The sequence below is a fragment of the Shewanella sp. VK101 genome (genome assembly GCF_056497865.1).
Genome location: NZ_CM151402.1, coordinates 242501 through 257102, shown reverse-complemented (window position 1 = coordinate 257102; position 14602 = coordinate 242501). Strand labels below are relative to the sequence as shown.

The following is a 14602-nucleotide window of genomic DNA, read 5'->3' as shown; positions in this document are numbered from 1 at the left end:
CGGTGCCCCGCTCTCGCGGAGCACCAATTCGTTGCCAAACGCAGGCTTTAAACCGCGTCTTACTCTTGATCCAACTCGATGTTGATACCGAGAGAACGGATCTCCTTCAGCAATACGTTGAAGGACTCTGGCATTCCTGGCTGCATCTGATGGTTACCGTCAACGATGTTCTTGTACATCTGAGTACGACCGTTAACGTCATCCGATTTCACTGTGAGCATTTCCTGCAGAGTATACGCAGCACCGTATGCCTCCAGGGCCCACACTTCCATCTCACCGAAACGCTGACCACCGAACTGAGCTTTACCGCCCAGAGGTTGCTGAGTAACCAAGCTGTACGAACCGGTAGAACGGGCGTGCATCTTGTCATCAACCAAGTGGTTCAGTTTGAGCATGTACATGTAACCTACGGTCACAGGACGCTCGAACTGGTTACCGGTACGACCATCAAACAGATTCAGCTGACCAGAAGTCGGCAGACCTGCGAGCTCAAGCATCTGCTTGATCTCTTTCTCTTTGGCACCGTCGAAGGCTGGGGTTGCCGTTGGCAGACCATCCTTCAGGTGTTTGGCCAGACGCAGAACTTCATCATCGGTAAATGAATCGATATCCACGCGCTGCTTCACTTCATCGCCCAGTTCATAGACCTGTTTGATGTAGCCACGCAGTTCGGCCAGCTCACGCTGTTCTTCCAGCATGGCATTGATGCGATTACCAATACCTTTAGCCGCAGCACCCAAGTGAACTTCCAGTACCTGACCTATGTTCATCCGCGAAGGTACACCCAGAGGGTTCAGTACGATGTCGACAGGGTTACCCTGCTCGTCGTATGGCATATCTTCGATAGGACAGATCTTGGAGATCACACCCTTGTTACCGTGACGACCGGCCATCTTGTCACCAGGCTGGATGGTACGCTTAACCGCCAGGTAAACCTTAACGATCTTCAGTACGCCTGGAGCCAGATCATCACCTTGGGTGATCTTGCGACGCTTGACTTCGAACTTCTTGTCAAAGTCGGCTTTCAGCTCTTCGTGCTGTTCAGCCAGCTGTTCCAGTTCGGTTTGCTTGGCTTCATCGTCGATAACCTGAACCAATACATCTTTGCGTGGCAGTTCAGCCAGTTTGGCTTCACTGAAACCGGCGCTCAGCAGCAGGTTACGGGCACGGCTCAGTACACCCTCTTCGAGGATCTTGAACTCTTCAGTCAAGTCCTTACGGGCTTGAGCAATGTGCATCTCTTCGATTTCGATGGCGCGCTTGTCTTTTTCAACACCGTCACGGGTGAAGACTTGCACGTCGATAACTGTACCTTTCACTGAGTTAGGTACACGCAGAGAGCTGTCTTTAACGTCAGACGCTTTCTCACCGAAAATAGCCCGCAGCAGTTTCTCTTCCGGAGTCAGCTGAGTTTCACCCTTAGGCGTTACCTTACCAACCAGAATGTCACCGCCTTTAACTTCGGCGCCGATGTAAACGATACCGGATTCATCCAGCTTGCTCAGTGCAGACTCACCTACGTTAGGGATGTCAGCAGTGATCTCTTCGCTACCCAGCTTGGTGTCACGGGCAATACAGGACAGTTCCTGAATGTGGATAGTCGTGAAACGGTCTTCCTGCGCTACGCGCTCGGAAATAAGGATGGAATCCTCAAAGTTGTAACCGTTCCATGGCATGAAGGCCACGCGCATGTTCTGACCCAGAGCCAGGTCGCCCAAGTCGGTTGACGGACCATCGGCCAGAACGTCACCACGCACCACAGGCTCACCTACGCTACAGCATGGACGCTGGTTGATGCAGGTGTTCTGGTTGGAACGGGTGTACTTGGTCAGGTTGTAGATATCGATACCGGCTTCGCCTGGGCGCAGCTCATCTTCGTTAACCTTAACCACGATGCGGCTGGCATCAACATAGTCGATCACACCGCCACGCTTGGCAGCCACAACCACGCCTGAGTCAACAGCCAGTGTACGTTCAATACCTGTACCCACCAGAGGCTTCTCTGACTTGAGTGTTGGTACTGCCTGACGTTGCATGTTTGCACCCATCAATGCACGGTTAGCGTCGTCGTGCTCAAGGAATGGGATCAAAGATGCCGCCACAGAAATGATCTGCTGTGGAGATACGTCCATATACTGGATATCGGAAGCGCGCATAAAGGTAGATTCACCCTTGTGGCGACAGGCAACCTGCTCTTCCACAATGCAACCTTCGTTGTCGAGCTCGATGTTGGCCTGTGCAATCACATAGCGGCCTTCTTCGATGGCTGACAGATATTCCACTTCATCGGTAACCACACTGTCGATCACCTTACGATAAGGTGTTTCCAGGAAGCCGTATGAGTTGGTACGGGCAAAGGTAGACAGTGAGTTGATCAGACCAATGTTTGGACCTTCAGGGGTCTCAATTGGACACAGACGACCATAGTGAGTTGGGTGCACGTCTCGAACTTCGAAGCCGGCACGCTCACGGGTCAGACCGCCAGGACCAAGAGCCGAAATACGGCGCTTGTGAGTCACTTCTGACAGTGGGTTGTTCTGATCCATAAACTGCGACAGCTGAGAAGAACCGAAGAACTCTTTCACTGCAGCAGAGATTGGCTTGGCGTTGATCAGATCCTGAGGCATCAGCTCGTTCAGATCGCCCAGAGACAGACGTTCACGTACAGCGCGCTCAACACGTACCAGACCTACACGGAACTGGTTCTCGGCCATTTCGCCAACGCTACGGATACGACGGTTACCCAGGTGGTCGATATCATCGACTTCATCAAAACCGTTACGGATTTCGATGATCTTCTTCATTACGGCAACTATGTCTTCTTTGGTCAGTACACCGGTACCCTCGTTCTCGTCGATTTCGAGACGACGGTTGAACTTCATCCGGCCCACTTTAGATAGGTCATAGCGCTCTTCGCTGAAGAACAGGTTCTGGAACAGAGCTTCGGCGGCATCCTTGGTTGGTGGCTCGCCAGGACGCATCATGCGATAGATTTCAACCAGCGCTTCCAAACGGTTGGTGGTTGAGTCAATACGCAGCGTGTCAGAGATGTAAGCACCGTGATCCAGCTCGTTGATGTACAGGGTGCTGACCTCTTTGATACCGGCCAGTGACAGATTGGCCAGGTCTTCCAGGCTGATCTCGTTGTTGGCGGTAACCAGTACTTCACCTGTGTCAGGATCGATATAGTCCTGAGCCGCCACTTTACCCACTATGTACTCAACTGGGACTTCCAGTTCAGTGGTGTTGGTTTTTTCCAGTTGGCGGATATGACGGGCAGTGATACGACGGCCCTTCTCTACCAGCACAGTGCCTTCTGAATCCTTGATGTCATAGCTGGCAGTTTCGCCACGCAGACGCTCAGGAACCAGTGTCATGACCAGAGAATCTTTCTTGATCTTGAAGTCGACACGCTCAAAGAAGATGTCGAGGATATCCTGAGTAGAATATTCCAGGGCACGCAGAATGATGCTGGCAGGCAGCTTACGGCGACGGTCGATACGTACAAACAACGCATCTTTAGGGTCGAACTCGAAGTCGAGCCAAGACCCGCGGTAAGGAATAATACGCGCGTTATACAGCACTTTACCTGAAGAGTGTGTCTTACCACGGTCGTGGTCGAAGAACACACCTGGGCTACGGTGCAACTGAGATACGATAACACGCTCAGTACCATTGATAACAAAGGTACCGTTTTCAGTCATCAGAGGGATATCCCCCATGTAGACTTCTTGTTCTTTAATATCTTTTACAGTGCCGGCGGCAGCTTCACGATCATACAGCACCATGCGCAGCTTAACGCGCAGTGGAGCGGAGTATGTCACACCGCGGATTTGACACTCTTTCACATCAAAAACAGGCTCGCCCAGCTTATAGCTGACGTACTGCAGTTCTGAATTACCAGAAAAGCTCTTGATGGGAAAAACGCTACGGAAAGCGGCCTCAAGGCCACGCTCACCGGTAGGATCTTGATCGGTGAACTTCTTAAAAGAGTCTAACTGAATAGACAACAGGTAAGGGATGTCCAACACCTGTGGACGCTTACCGAAGTCTTTGCGAATACGCTTCTTTTCAGAATAGGAGTAAACCATGGGTTTCCTCTGCTTGCGAGATGTGACCAAGACTGAATCAACACAGTTAATCCAGCACGTTTGCCCATCACCGTTGATGGCAAGAACCTAACCAATAATCACTGCTAGGGACTGCAAAATCTGGCGACAAACGGTGAAAAAAATCGCCAACGCTTACAGCGCAAAAAAGGCCGACGGTCAAAAAACCGCCAGCCTCCACCCAATTGGCTTGGGTGATTGTAAGTCAGTATGACTTACTTGATCTCTACTTGAGCACCAGCTTCTTCGAGTTCTTTCTTCAGAGCTTCAGCTTCTTCTTTAGAGACAGCTTCTTTAACAGCTACTGGAGCAGATTCAGCCATAGCTTTGGCTTCTTTCAGACCCAGACCTGTGGCACCACGTACAGCCTTGATCACAGCAACTTTGTTGTCACCGTGAGAAGTCATAACTACGTCGAACTCGGTTTTCTCTTCAGCAGCAGCAGCTTCACCAGCGCCGCCAGCAACTACTGCAGCAGCAGCAGATACGCCGAACTTCTCTTCCATAGCTTCGATCAGTTCAACAACTTCCATTACAGACATAGCTGCAAAGGCTTCAAGGATTTGGTCTTTAGTGATAGACATAACAAATGTTTCCTATTGTTCTGAATTCAATTCTGTTAAGCAGCCAGCTTGAGATTAAGCGGCTTCTTGTTTTTGATCGCGCAGAGCGGCCAGAGTACGAACGAACTTGCCAGCAGATGCTTCTTTCATAGTCATCATCAGCTGTGCCAGTGCTTCTTCGTAAGTTGGCAGTTTTGCCAAACGATCAATGTCAGCTGCAGGGATGAATTCCCCTTCATAAGCTGCACCTTTAACTTCGAAAGCGGCTTGCTCTTTAGCAAAGTCTTTTAACAGACGAGCTGCAGCACCTGGGTGCTCGTTAGAGAAAGCGATCAAAGTTGGGCCAGAGAACACCTCTGTCAGACACTCAAAAGCAGTGCCTTCAACTGCGCGGCGAGCCAGAGTGTTACGTACTACACGTACATACACACCGTTTGCGCGAGCAGTCTTACGCAGAACTGTCATAGCACCTACAGTTACACCGCGTGAATCGGCGACAACTGCAGAAAGCGCACCTTTGGCAGCTTCGTTGACTTCAGCAACAATCGCTTTTTTGTCTTCGAGTCTTAATGCCATTGGCTTTACTCCTGGATTCTACCTGGGGAATCCCCCAGTGTTTACCATACTGAATACAAACGTACTCAGTTACTTACGGTGCAGATAATCCAGCAGAAATAAATCTATCTGGGGCCTGACACCGTCTACGCAGGAAATTAAGTATCCCAGACGGTCAACACCTGCGGTCTTGGACGGAAACCCATCTGAGTGTAAACACTCGTCATAGGTTCCAACCCACAAAAGTGCGCGCATTATAGGCTAACGCGCGCATTTTGTAAAATTAGTTAGCAGTGTCCAGAGTGTTCTGGTCAACAGCTACACCTGCACCCATAGTGGTGGAGATGCTTACCTTCTTCACGTACTGGCCTTTGGCTGCAGCAGGCTTGGCCTTCTTCAGTGCAGTCAGCAGTGCTTCCAGGTTTTCTTTCAGTTGAGCGGTTTCGAAGTCCACTTTACCGATAGTAGTGTGGATGATACCGTTCTTGTCGTTACGGTAACGAACCTGACCAGCCTTGGCGTTCTTAACAGCTTCGGCAACGTTAGGAGTTACAGTACCGGTTTTAGGGTTAGGCATCAGGCCGCGTGGGCCCAGGATTTGACCCAGCATACCAACAACGCGCATTGCATCAGGAGATGCGATAACTACGTCGAAGTTCATTTCGCCGGCTTTCACCTGCTCAGCCAGATCTTCCATACCTACCAGTTCAGCACCAGCTTCTTTCGCAGCTTCGGCATTGGCACCTTGAGTGAATACAGCAACACGTACTTCACGACCAGTACCGTGTGGCAGCACAGTGGCACCACGAACGTTTTGGTCAGATTTACGAGGATCAACACCCAGGTTAACGGCAACGTCTACGCTCTCAACGAACTTGGCAGTAGCCAGTTCTTTCAGCAGAGCTACAGCTTCGTTGATGTCGTATGCTTTGGTTACGTCCACTTTTTCGCGGATGGTGCGCATGCGCTTAGTCAGCTTTGCCATTATATTAGTCCTCTACTACCAAACCCATGGAACGCGCAGTACCTTCGATTGAGCGAGTCATCGCTTCAATGTCAGCACCAGTCATATCGGTTGCCTTGGTTTCAGCAATTTCCTGAACCTGGCTACGCTTGATAGTACCCACTTTCTGAGTGTTAGGACGAGCAGAACCTGACTTCAGACCAGCGGCTTTCTTCAGCAAGAAGGCTGCAGGTGGAGTCTTGGTTTCGAAAGTGAATGAGCGATCGTTGTAAACAGTGATCACTACTGGAATTGGCATACCTTTTTCGAACTTTTCAGTACGAGCGTTGAATGCTTTACAGAATTCCATGATGTTCACACCTTTTTGACCCAGAGCTGGACCAACTGGTGGAGACGGGTTTGCAGCACCGGCTGCTACTTGCAGCTTGATGTAAGCTTCAATTTTCTTTGCCATCTGACATTTCCTCAGTTTGGGTTCAAACGCTCAGGCGACATGCCTTGAGCTCCCCGAAAACAACGGGTGCGGATTATATAGAAATCCGCACCCGTTGCCAAACGGATTTTGTATTTTATTTAATCAAGATTTCTCGACCTGATTAAAGTCCAACTCAACCGGAGTCGAACGACCGAAGATCATCACAGACACCTTGACGCGGTTCTTGTCATAATCCACTTCTTCAACAGTACCATTGAAGTCGGCAAACGGACCATCGGTAACTCGAACCACTTCGCCGGGTTCGAACATAACGCGATGAGTAGGAGAATCTGTAGTCTCCTGCAGACGACGCAGGATAGCCTCGGCTTCTTTATCGGAAATAGGAGCAGGACGATCTGAAGTGCCGCCGATAAAGCCCATCACACGTGGGATGCTTTTCACCAAGTGCCAGCTTTGATCGTTCATTTCCATCTGTACCAGCACATAGCCGGGGAAGAACTTGCGCTCGCTCTTGCGGCGTTGGCCGGCACGCATTTCCACAACTTCTTCGGTCGGAACCAGGACTTCGCCGAAGAACTCTTCCATACCGTGCATTTTGATGTGTTCAAGCAGAGACTTACATACACGGCCTTCATAACCGGAAAAAGCCTGAACCACATACCATCTTTTCTTAGCTTCTTTAGCTTCAGTCATTCTAGTGCCTATACGCCAGTAATAAAGTTGACAATGCGCAGCAATACCGCATCCAGTCCCCAGAGAATCAAGGCCAGGATACCTGTCGCAGCCAGTACGATAAAGGTGGTATTCAACGCCTCTTGACGAGTCGGCCATACGACTTTGCGTACTTCAATTTGAGACTCACGGGCAAAGGCCAATGCTTGCTTACCCTTAACAGTTTGCAGAGCAATAAAACCAGCAATAGCAAATACAACAACCACACCCGCAGCGCGGATTGGCAGAGTGATGATTTCACTGTTGTTGTACATCTGGTTGCCAACGATAGCCACTACCACCAGTAGTATAGCTATTACCCACTTTACGATATCCAGAGAGTTGCCCTGGTTTTCAGTATTTGTTGTCATCGGTTAATTCCGTTACTCATTACGACCTGAGCCAAGGGACAGCTGAGTAAGTTTAAGGCTTAAATCAGCGCCAGCCCGCTTTCGAACTCGCCCCTGACGAGAATTCTCCGGCTCAGGGCACAAAAATCGGCCATAGATTGTATTCTTAATCAGCTTTGTTATCAAGGATACACAGGGCGAAACCAAGAGAAAGCCTGACACTTTGCGCCAGCAAGCAAAAAAGGAAGCCGAAGCTTCCTTTTTCAAAGTAACCTGTCTCGCAATTAAGCGATGATCTTGGCTACAACACCAGCACCAACTGTACGGCCACCTTCACGGATGGCGAAGCGCAGACCTTCGTCCATCGCGATTGGGCAGATCAGAGTTACTGTCATCTTGATGTTGTCACCTGGCATTACCATCTCTACGCCTTCTGGCAGTTCGATAGTACCGGTCACGTCAGTTGTACGGAAGTAGAACTGTGGACGGTAGCCTTTGAAGAATGGAGTGTGACGACCACCTTCTTCTTTAGACAGTACGTAAACTTCTGATTCGAACTTGGTGTGTGGAGTGATTGAACCAGGCTTAGCCAGTACTTGACCACGCTCTACTTCATCACGCTTGGTACCACGCAGCAGGATACCGCAGTTCTCACCGGCACGACCTTCGTCCAGCAGCTTACGGAACATTTCTACACCAGTACAGGTAGTCTTGGTAGTGTCGTGGATACCCACGATTTCTACTTCGTCACCAACTTTGATGATACCGCGCTCTACACGACCTGTTACTACAGTACCGCGACCAGAGATTGAGAATACGTCTTCGATAGGTAGCAGGAATGGCTTATCGATATCACGCTCTGGCTCAGGGATGTAGGTATCCAGTGCTTCAGCCAGTTCGATGATCTTGGCTTCCCACTGAGCATCGCCTTCCAGAGCTTTCAGAGCAGAACCCTGAATTACTGGCAGGTCATCACCTGGGAAATCGTACTCAGACAGCAGTTCACGAACTTCCATCTCTACCAGTTCCAGCAGCTCTTCATCGTCTACCATGTCACACTTGTTCATGAATACGATGATGAAAGGTACACCTACCTGACGAGACAGCAGGATGTGCTCACGAGTCTGTGGCATTGGGCCGTCAGTAGAAGCTACTACCAGGATTGCGCCGTCCATCTGGGCAGCACCGGTGATCATGTTTTTAACATAGTCAGCGTGACCTGGGCAGTCTACGTGGGCGTAGTGACGAGTTGGAGTGTCATACTCGATGTGAGAGGTATTGATGGTAATACCGCGCTCACGCTCTTCTGGAGCGTTATCGATCGCTGCGAAGTCACGCGCCTCACCACCGTAAGTCTTAGACAGTACAGTTGAGATAGCAGCAGTCAGAGTGGTTTTACCATGGTCCACGTGGCCAATGGTACCCACGTTAACGTGGGGTTTACTACGTTCAAATTTAGCTTTAGACATGGTATTGCCTCAATCTAAGATTTTCTGGTGGTGAAACCATATATAGTGAAAAAGTCCGATGCAAATGAATGACATCGAACAGATTATAAAAGGCAGAGGTAAAATTTAAGATAGGCTGGTGCTGATAGGCAGATTCGAACTGCCGACCTCATCCTTACCAAGGATGCGCTCTACCACCTGAGCCATATCAGCATGCAAATTTGGAGCGGGCAGCGGGAATCGAACCCGCGTTATCAGCTTGGAAGGCTGGAGTAATACCATTATACGATGCCCGCGCAACCTACTTAAGGCTACCTACTTACCTTGAAAATGGTGGAGGGAGAAGGATTCGAACCTTCGAAGGCGGAGCCGTCAGATTTACAGTCTGATCCCTTTGGCCACTCGGGAACCCCTCCGATAAAATTGGTGCCGGCACCAAGAGTCGAACTCGGGACCTACTGATTACAAGTCAGTTGCTCTACCAACTGAGCTATGCCGGCACTTCATTTCGGTAGCGGATATTAGGTAAATGTTGGGGCGAGTGCAATAGGAAATTGGCTTTTTTTCGAAAAAAAGCCCTGAATGGTGCTTTTTTACTCTGACACTACGTAGGTATTCAACTCCTTCTTAACCCTCTGTACACGGGATAAACAATTCGGCTTGGCATAGGGATTTTTTATTGTTCATGAATAATTCATGGTGTACTGTGCCTTGCCTGAGCAGAGGAAATCAGATGACAACAGCCAACTCAATTCAACAGGCATTATATATGCCGTTTCACCGCCAGCAATGGGCTGAACTTCGCGAGTCGGTGCCTTTGACCTTGAGCGAAACCGAATTGAAAAAGCTGCGGGGGATTAATGAAAAGGTTTCCCTCACTGAAGTTACCGACATCTATTTGCCCCTCAGTCGTCTGCTTAACTTGATCGTTGGCGCCAAGCAGCAAAGAGGTTTGGTGTTAAATGAGTTTTTGGGGCAAACCCCGGCCAAGAGTCCTTACATTATCAGTATTGCCGGCAGTGTCGCCGTTGGGAAAAGTACCACAGCCCGTATCCTGCAGGCACTTTTGAGCCATTGGCCCGAACACCCTAAGGTCGATCTGATTACTACGGATGGTTTTCTCTACCCGCTGGCCGAGCTGAAACAAAAAGGGTTGTTGCAGCGTAAAGGCTTTCCGGAAAGCTATGACATGAAACTATTGGTGGAGTTTATCGCTGCCATCAAGTCAGGCGCCGAATTGGTCGAGGCTCCGCTATATTCCCACATCAGTTACGACCGTCTCCCCGAAGTGCAGCAGGTCAGACAGCCGGACATTTTGATCCTGGAAGGCTTGAATGTACTGCAGACAGAGCTGGATTCTCCCGTGAGTATCAAGCGGCCATTTGTTTCTGATTTCGTGGACTTCTCTATCTATGTAGATGCGGACGAATCACTGCTGAAGCATTGGTATATAGATAGGTTTCTGCAGTTCCGGCATACGGCTTTTGCCAATGAGCGCTCCTACTTCCACCACTATGCCAAGCTGAGCGATGCCGAAGCCAAATATATAGCCGCCAATATCTGGGACACCATCAATGGCCCGAACCTGAATCTGAATATTGAGCCCACCCGCGAGCGGGCACATCTTATTCTGAAAAAGGGTCAGGACCACCTGATGGATAAAGTGCTGCTGCGAAAATAATCAAGCGCCGCGTAAGCTGATTTCCCCGCCGACAAAATGCTGTGGACCCGTTTCTGTCTGTAGGATAACGCCACCTTGCTCATCCACTCCCAGGTAGTGGCCGCTAATCTGCTGCTCACCCAGCAGCAATTTGACCTGTTGACCGGCAAAGATATCGGCACTCTGCCACCTGGTGCTGAATGCCGCCAAGCCTTGGGTTTCAAACAGCTTGAGATCTTTCAATAGCTGTCGGTGGAGATTGATAGCCAACTCAGTCTTGTCCGGCATAGATTCAAGCCCACTGAGATCGCTCCAGGGTTGATCCAGTTGTTCACCCAGTTCAGCTGGCATAGCCATATTCAAGCCTATCCCGATCACCAGATCGCATTCGCTGTCGGCAGTACCACTCATTTCAATCAGCACACCGGCAAGTTTACGGCCATCGAGATAGATATCGTTGGGCCACTTCACTCCCAAACCGGCAATACCGAAAGACTCCAACACACTAACCAGTGAACAGGCAACCACCAGACTCAAGCCCATCGCCTGAGAAAGGCCTTGAGAGAACTGCCAGTACATAGAGAAATAGAGGTGACTGCCGTAGGGCGACACCCACTGGCGTCCTCTACGCCCTCGTCCGGCCGATTGGTACTCGGCAATACAGAGATCGCCATTACTCAATTCATCGACATGGTTGAGCAGGAATGTATTGGTACCACCGAGTTCATCAAAGTAGAAACAACGGTTATCTATAGCGGAAAGCAAACGCGGCTTATCAATAAGGTGCAGGCTTCTCGCCAACTTATAGCCTTTACCTTTCACGCTGAAGATATCGATCCCGAAGGCAGTCAAGGCACTGATATGTTTGCTGACAGCCGTACGGCTGATACCGAGCTGTTCGGCCAGCTTTTCGCCGGAGACAAACTCCCCCTGCTGCAACAGCTGTAATATTTCCCGCTTGCGCTTCCACTGTTCGGTCATCGTCAGAGACTCCTCTCTCCTGTTGCCGCAAAAATTCGCGGTTCGGGCTGCAATTCTACACCGAAGCGCGCTTGCACTTGCCTGATAATTTCCCGTGCCAAATTAGCCACATCCTTACCCTTGGCGCCACCTTTATTCACCAGAACCAGGGCTTGCTTATCATGGACTGCTGCCGCTCCCATCTGGAAACCTTTCAAACCTGCCTTATCGATAAGCCAGCCTGCGGCCAACTTAACAGTACCATCCTGCTGAGCATAACCCACCAAATCAGGAAAGCGTTCGGCCAACTTAAGATAGTCGGCAGCAGCAACCACAGGATTCTTGAAAAAGCTGCCGGCATTGCCAAGTACTACAGGATCCGGCAGTTTTTCCTGACGAACCTGACATACCCGCTCAAAAATCATGGTCGCGGTCACCTCTGTCTCTTCAGCAAGCGACTGCAACGGCCCATAACTCAGTTTGGGCTGCCAGGCTTTAGGCAATTTCAAGCCGACAGAGGTGATCACAGCCTTACCCTTGAGCTCATTTTTGAAAATTGACTCACGATAGCCAAAATCACAATCAGCGGCCTCGAGACGAGTTAGCGCGCCGTTCTGCAGGTCTAGATACTCGACCCAGTCACACAACTGACACAGCTCAATTCCATAGGCGCCTATGTTTTGAATAGGCGCTGCACCAACTGTCCCCGGGATCAGAGCCATATTCTCAAGCCCCGGCATCCCCAGCTTAAGCGTTTCGCAAACCAAATCGTGCCAGTTTTCACCGGCGGCAACCTTTAGATAAAAATGCTCTTGATCCTCACAGACATCGATTCCCTTGGTACCGATTTGAATCACTGTCCCTTGATAATCTTCAAGCAGCAATAGATTACTGCCACCACCGAGGATCAGCATAGGGGTCTCATCGCCCTTATGCTGCATGCAAGCCTGGACAAGCTCCGTGGTAGAACTCACTCTGATGAGTTCCCGACAGCAACAGTCGATTCCAAAAGTGTTCAAAGATTTAAGGGAGTGGACTAGAGTTGGCATCTAAAGCTTTCACTGCAAATAAAAGCAGCATTGTAACGGGATTAGCCGGCTATTTCAGCCGCAAACCCCCCCATAAGCGAATAACGGTCAGTTAAAGGTGTGTATGGGTTTATATGTATCCAGCGGCAAGCTACTCGGCTGCTACCGAATCAAAGCTGGATTAAGGCAAATCTCACAGGCCCTAAACGCAAAAAAGCCACCTTATTCAGGTGGTTTCTCTACTTAATTGGGCGTCTGGCGATGGCCAGCTTCGAGCAAGCTCTCCGCGTTCGTCTGGCGCATCAAACTGAGTTTGATAAACGCGACAACCTCACCCTACTCCACATGGGATTGTGCCTCACTACGTTCGGACTCTTTATCTTCCCCATGTGAGAGTGGACATTTCAAAATGCAATTAAAACGAAAAATCCCCAACACAAAGTGCTGGGGATTTTCATTTTATTAGGCGTCTGGCGATGACCTACTCTCACATGGGGAGACCCCACACTACCATCGGCGCGATTGCGTTTCACTTCTGAGTTCGGGATGGGATCAGGTGGGACCACAATGCTATTGTCACCAGACATATTTGGTAATCTGGAAAGCTGTGCTCTTCTTCAGAGCCTGAGTTCAAACTTCAATCAAGTATCGACTTCTTCAAGTCCGTAAAACCCATCTGGGTTGTATGGTTAAGCCTCTCGAGTCATTAGTACAGGTTAGCTCAACGCCTCGCAACGCTTACACACCCTGCCTATCAACGTCCTGGTCTCGAACGGCTCTTCAGAGGGCTCCAGGCCCTAGGGATGACTCATCTTGGGGCTCGCTTCCCGCTTAGATGCTTTCAGCGGTTATCGATTCCGAACGTAGCTACCGGGCAATGCCATTGGCATGACAACCCGAACACCAGCGGTTCGTCCACTCCGGTCCTCTCGTACTAGGAGCAGCTCCCCTCAATCATCCAACGCCCACGGCAGATAGGGACCGAACTGTCTCACGACGTTCTGAACCCAGCTCGCGTACCACTTTAAATGGCGAACAGCCATACCCTTGGGACCGACTTCAGCCCCAGGATGTGATGAGCCGACATCGAGGTGCCAAACACCGCCGTCGATATGAACTCTTGGGCGGTATCAGCCTGTTATCCCCGGAGTACCTTTTATCCGTTGAGCGATGGCCCTTCCATTCAGAACCACCGGATCACTATGACCTGCTTTCGCACCTGCTCGACGTGTCTGTCTCGCAGTTAAGCTGGCTTATGCCATTACACTAACCGTACGATGTCCGACCGTACTTAGCCAACCTTCGTGCTCCTCCGTTACTCTTTGGGAGGAGACCGCCCCAGTCAAACTACCCACCAGGCACTGTCCCTAACCCCGATTAGGGGCCCAGGTTAGAACATCAACACTACAAGGGTGGTATTTCAAGGTTGACTCCAACAAGACTGGCGTCTCATCTTCATAGTCTCCCACCTATCCTACACATGTAGGGTCAATGTTCAGTGCCAAGCTATAGTAAAGGTTCACGGGGTCTTTCCGTCTAGCCGCGGGTATACGGCATCTTCACCGCAATTTCAACTTCACTGAGTCTCGGCTGGAGACAGCGTGGCCATCATTACGCCATTCGTGCAGGTCGGAACTTACCCGACAAGGAATTTCGCTACCTTAGGACCGTTATAGTTACGGCCGCCGTTTACCGGGGCTTCGATCATGAGCTTCTCCGAAGATAACCCAATCAATTAACCTTCCGGCACCGGGCAGGCGTCACACCGTATACGTCATCTTGCGATTTTGCACAGTGCTGTGTTTTTGATAAACAGTT

The 14602-nt window shown here is 50.1% G+C and carries 11 protein-coding genes, 4 tRNA genes and 2 rRNA genes (1 of these 17 only partly in view); 1 reads left to right on the top strand and 16 read right to left on the bottom strand.

What is annotated here, in order from left to right; all coding sequences use genetic code 11:
• Positions 1-59: 59 nt before the first annotated feature.
• The 12 genes from rpoB to ACSHSR_RS01120 all read right to left on the bottom strand — a co-directional run bounded on the left by rpoB (position 60) and on the right by ACSHSR_RS01120 (position 9636).
• Complete coding sequence (gene rpoB, locus ACSHSR_RS01175; protein WP_479631182.1) at positions 60-4091, bottom strand: DNA-directed RNA polymerase subunit beta; 4032 nt, start codon at positions 4089-4091, stop codon at positions 60-62.
• 233 nt (positions 4092-4324) lie between these two features.
• Positions 4325-4693, bottom strand: coding sequence for a 50S ribosomal protein L7/L12 (rplL, locus tag ACSHSR_RS01170; protein WP_025890054.1), 369 nt, complete (start codon positions 4691-4693; stop codon positions 4325-4327).
• A 54-nt stretch (positions 4694-4747) separates the two neighbouring features.
• Entirely contained in the window at positions 4748-5248 is a 501-nt protein-coding gene (gene rplJ / locus ACSHSR_RS01165; protein ID WP_025012044.1) for a 50S ribosomal protein L10, read from the bottom strand.
• A gap of 262 nt (positions 5249-5510) precedes the next feature.
• The gene (gene rplA / locus ACSHSR_RS01160) at positions 5511-6212 is read right to left on the bottom strand and encodes a 50S ribosomal protein L1 (RefSeq protein ID WP_025012045.1); all 702 of its coding nucleotides are present in this window, start codon (positions 6210-6212) and stop codon (positions 5511-5513) included.
• A gap of 4 nt (positions 6213-6216) precedes the next feature.
• Positions 6217-6645 (bottom strand): 50S ribosomal protein L11, encoded by a 429-nt coding sequence (gene rplK / locus ACSHSR_RS01155; RefSeq protein ID WP_025012046.1) that lies wholly within the window; start codon positions 6643-6645, stop codon positions 6217-6219.
• Positions 6646-6768: 123 nt separating this feature from the next.
• The gene (nusG, locus tag ACSHSR_RS01150; RefSeq protein ID WP_025012047.1) at positions 6769-7320 is read right to left on the bottom strand and encodes a transcription termination/antitermination protein NusG; all 552 of its coding nucleotides are present in this window, start codon (positions 7318-7320) and stop codon (positions 6769-6771) included.
• 8 nt (positions 7321-7328) lie between these two features.
• Complete coding sequence (gene secE / locus ACSHSR_RS01145; RefSeq protein ID WP_025012048.1) at positions 7329-7709, bottom strand: preprotein translocase subunit SecE; 381 nt, start codon at positions 7707-7709, stop codon at positions 7329-7331.
• A 263-nt stretch (positions 7710-7972) separates the two neighbouring features.
• Positions 7973-9157 (bottom strand): elongation factor Tu, encoded by a 1185-nt coding sequence (gene tuf / locus ACSHSR_RS01140; protein ID WP_071239068.1) that lies wholly within the window; start codon positions 9155-9157, stop codon positions 7973-7975.
• Between the two features lie 116 nt (positions 9158-9273).
• Positions 9274-9349: transfer RNA gene (locus tag ACSHSR_RS01135), tRNA-Thr, on the bottom strand.
• A gap of 9 nt (positions 9350-9358) precedes the next feature.
• A tRNA-Gly gene (locus ACSHSR_RS01130) sits at positions 9359-9432 on the bottom strand.
• 35 nt (positions 9433-9467) lie between these two features.
• A tRNA-Tyr gene (locus tag ACSHSR_RS01125) sits at positions 9468-9552 on the bottom strand.
• Positions 9553-9560: 8 nt separating this feature from the next.
• Positions 9561-9636: transfer RNA gene (locus ACSHSR_RS01120), tRNA-Thr, on the bottom strand.
• A 233-nt stretch (positions 9637-9869) separates the two neighbouring features.
• Here ACSHSR_RS01120 and coaA point away from each other — a divergent pair.
• Positions 9870-10817: a type I pantothenate kinase gene (gene coaA, locus ACSHSR_RS01115; RefSeq protein WP_208184356.1), complete on the top strand. Its 948-nt coding sequence runs from the start codon at positions 9870-9872 to the stop codon at positions 10815-10817.
• On the opposite strand, the gene birA is transcribed toward coaA, so the two are convergent.
• The 4 genes from birA to ACSHSR_RS01095 all read right to left on the bottom strand — a co-directional run.
• On the bottom strand, positions 10818-11777 hold the full coding sequence (gene birA / locus ACSHSR_RS01110) for a bifunctional biotin--[acetyl-CoA-carboxylase] ligase/biotin operon repressor BirA (RefSeq protein WP_144133383.1): 960 nt from the start codon (positions 11775-11777) through the stop codon (positions 10818-10820). It lies immediately after the preceding gene.
• A 2-nt stretch (positions 11778-11779) separates the two neighbouring features.
• Positions 11780-12805 (bottom strand): UDP-N-acetylmuramate dehydrogenase, encoded by a 1026-nt coding sequence (gene murB, locus ACSHSR_RS01105; RefSeq protein ID WP_117200097.1) that lies wholly within the window; start codon positions 12803-12805, stop codon positions 11780-11782.
• A 447-nt stretch (positions 12806-13252) separates the two neighbouring features.
• Positions 13253-13368, bottom strand: a 5S ribosomal RNA gene (gene rrf / locus ACSHSR_RS01100).
• Positions 13369-13469: 101 nt separating this feature from the next.
• Positions 13470-14602 (bottom strand): 23S ribosomal RNA (locus ACSHSR_RS01095); it runs 1760 nt beyond the window's last position.

What these genes read in the sequence shown, in the direction of transcription:
- coaA (WP_208184356.1), top strand. Translation starts at nt 9,870, where the DNA reads ATGACAACAGCCAACTCAATTCAACAGGCATTATATATGCCGTTTCAC.
- rplK (WP_025012046.1), bottom strand. Translation starts at nt 6,645, where the DNA reads ATGGCAAAGAAAATTGAAGCTTACATCAAGCTGCAAGTAGCAGCCGGT.
- rplA (WP_025012045.1), bottom strand. Translation starts at nt 6,212, where the DNA reads ATGGCAAAGCTGACTAAGCGCATGCGCACCATCCGCGAAAAAGTGGAC.
- rplJ (WP_025012044.1), bottom strand. Translation starts at nt 5,248, where the DNA reads ATGGCATTAAGACTCGAAGACAAAAAAGCGATTGTTGCTGAAGTCAAC.
- secE (WP_025012048.1), bottom strand. Translation starts at nt 7,709, where the DNA reads ATGACAACAAATACTGAAAACCAGGGCAACTCTCTGGATATCGTAAAG.
- tuf (WP_071239068.1), bottom strand. Translation starts at nt 9,157, where the DNA reads ATGTCTAAAGCTAAATTTGAACGTAGTAAACCCCACGTTAACGTGGGT.
- rpoB (WP_479631182.1), bottom strand. Translation starts at nt 4,091, where the DNA reads ATGGTTTACTCCTATTCTGAAAAGAAGCGTATTCGCAAAGACTTCGGT.
- nusG (WP_025012047.1), bottom strand. Translation starts at nt 7,320, where the DNA reads ATGACTGAAGCTAAAGAAGCTAAGAAAAGATGGTATGTGGTTCAGGCT.
- birA (WP_144133383.1), bottom strand. Translation starts at nt 11,777, where the DNA reads ATGACCGAACAGTGGAAGCGCAAGCGGGAAATATTACAGCTGTTGCAG.
- murB (WP_117200097.1), bottom strand. Translation starts at nt 12,805, where the DNA reads ATGCCAACTCTAGTCCACTCCCTTAAATCTTTGAACACTTTTGGAATC.
- rplL (WP_025890054.1), bottom strand. Translation starts at nt 4,693, where the DNA reads ATGTCTATCACTAAAGACCAAATCCTTGAAGCCTTTGCAGCTATGTCT.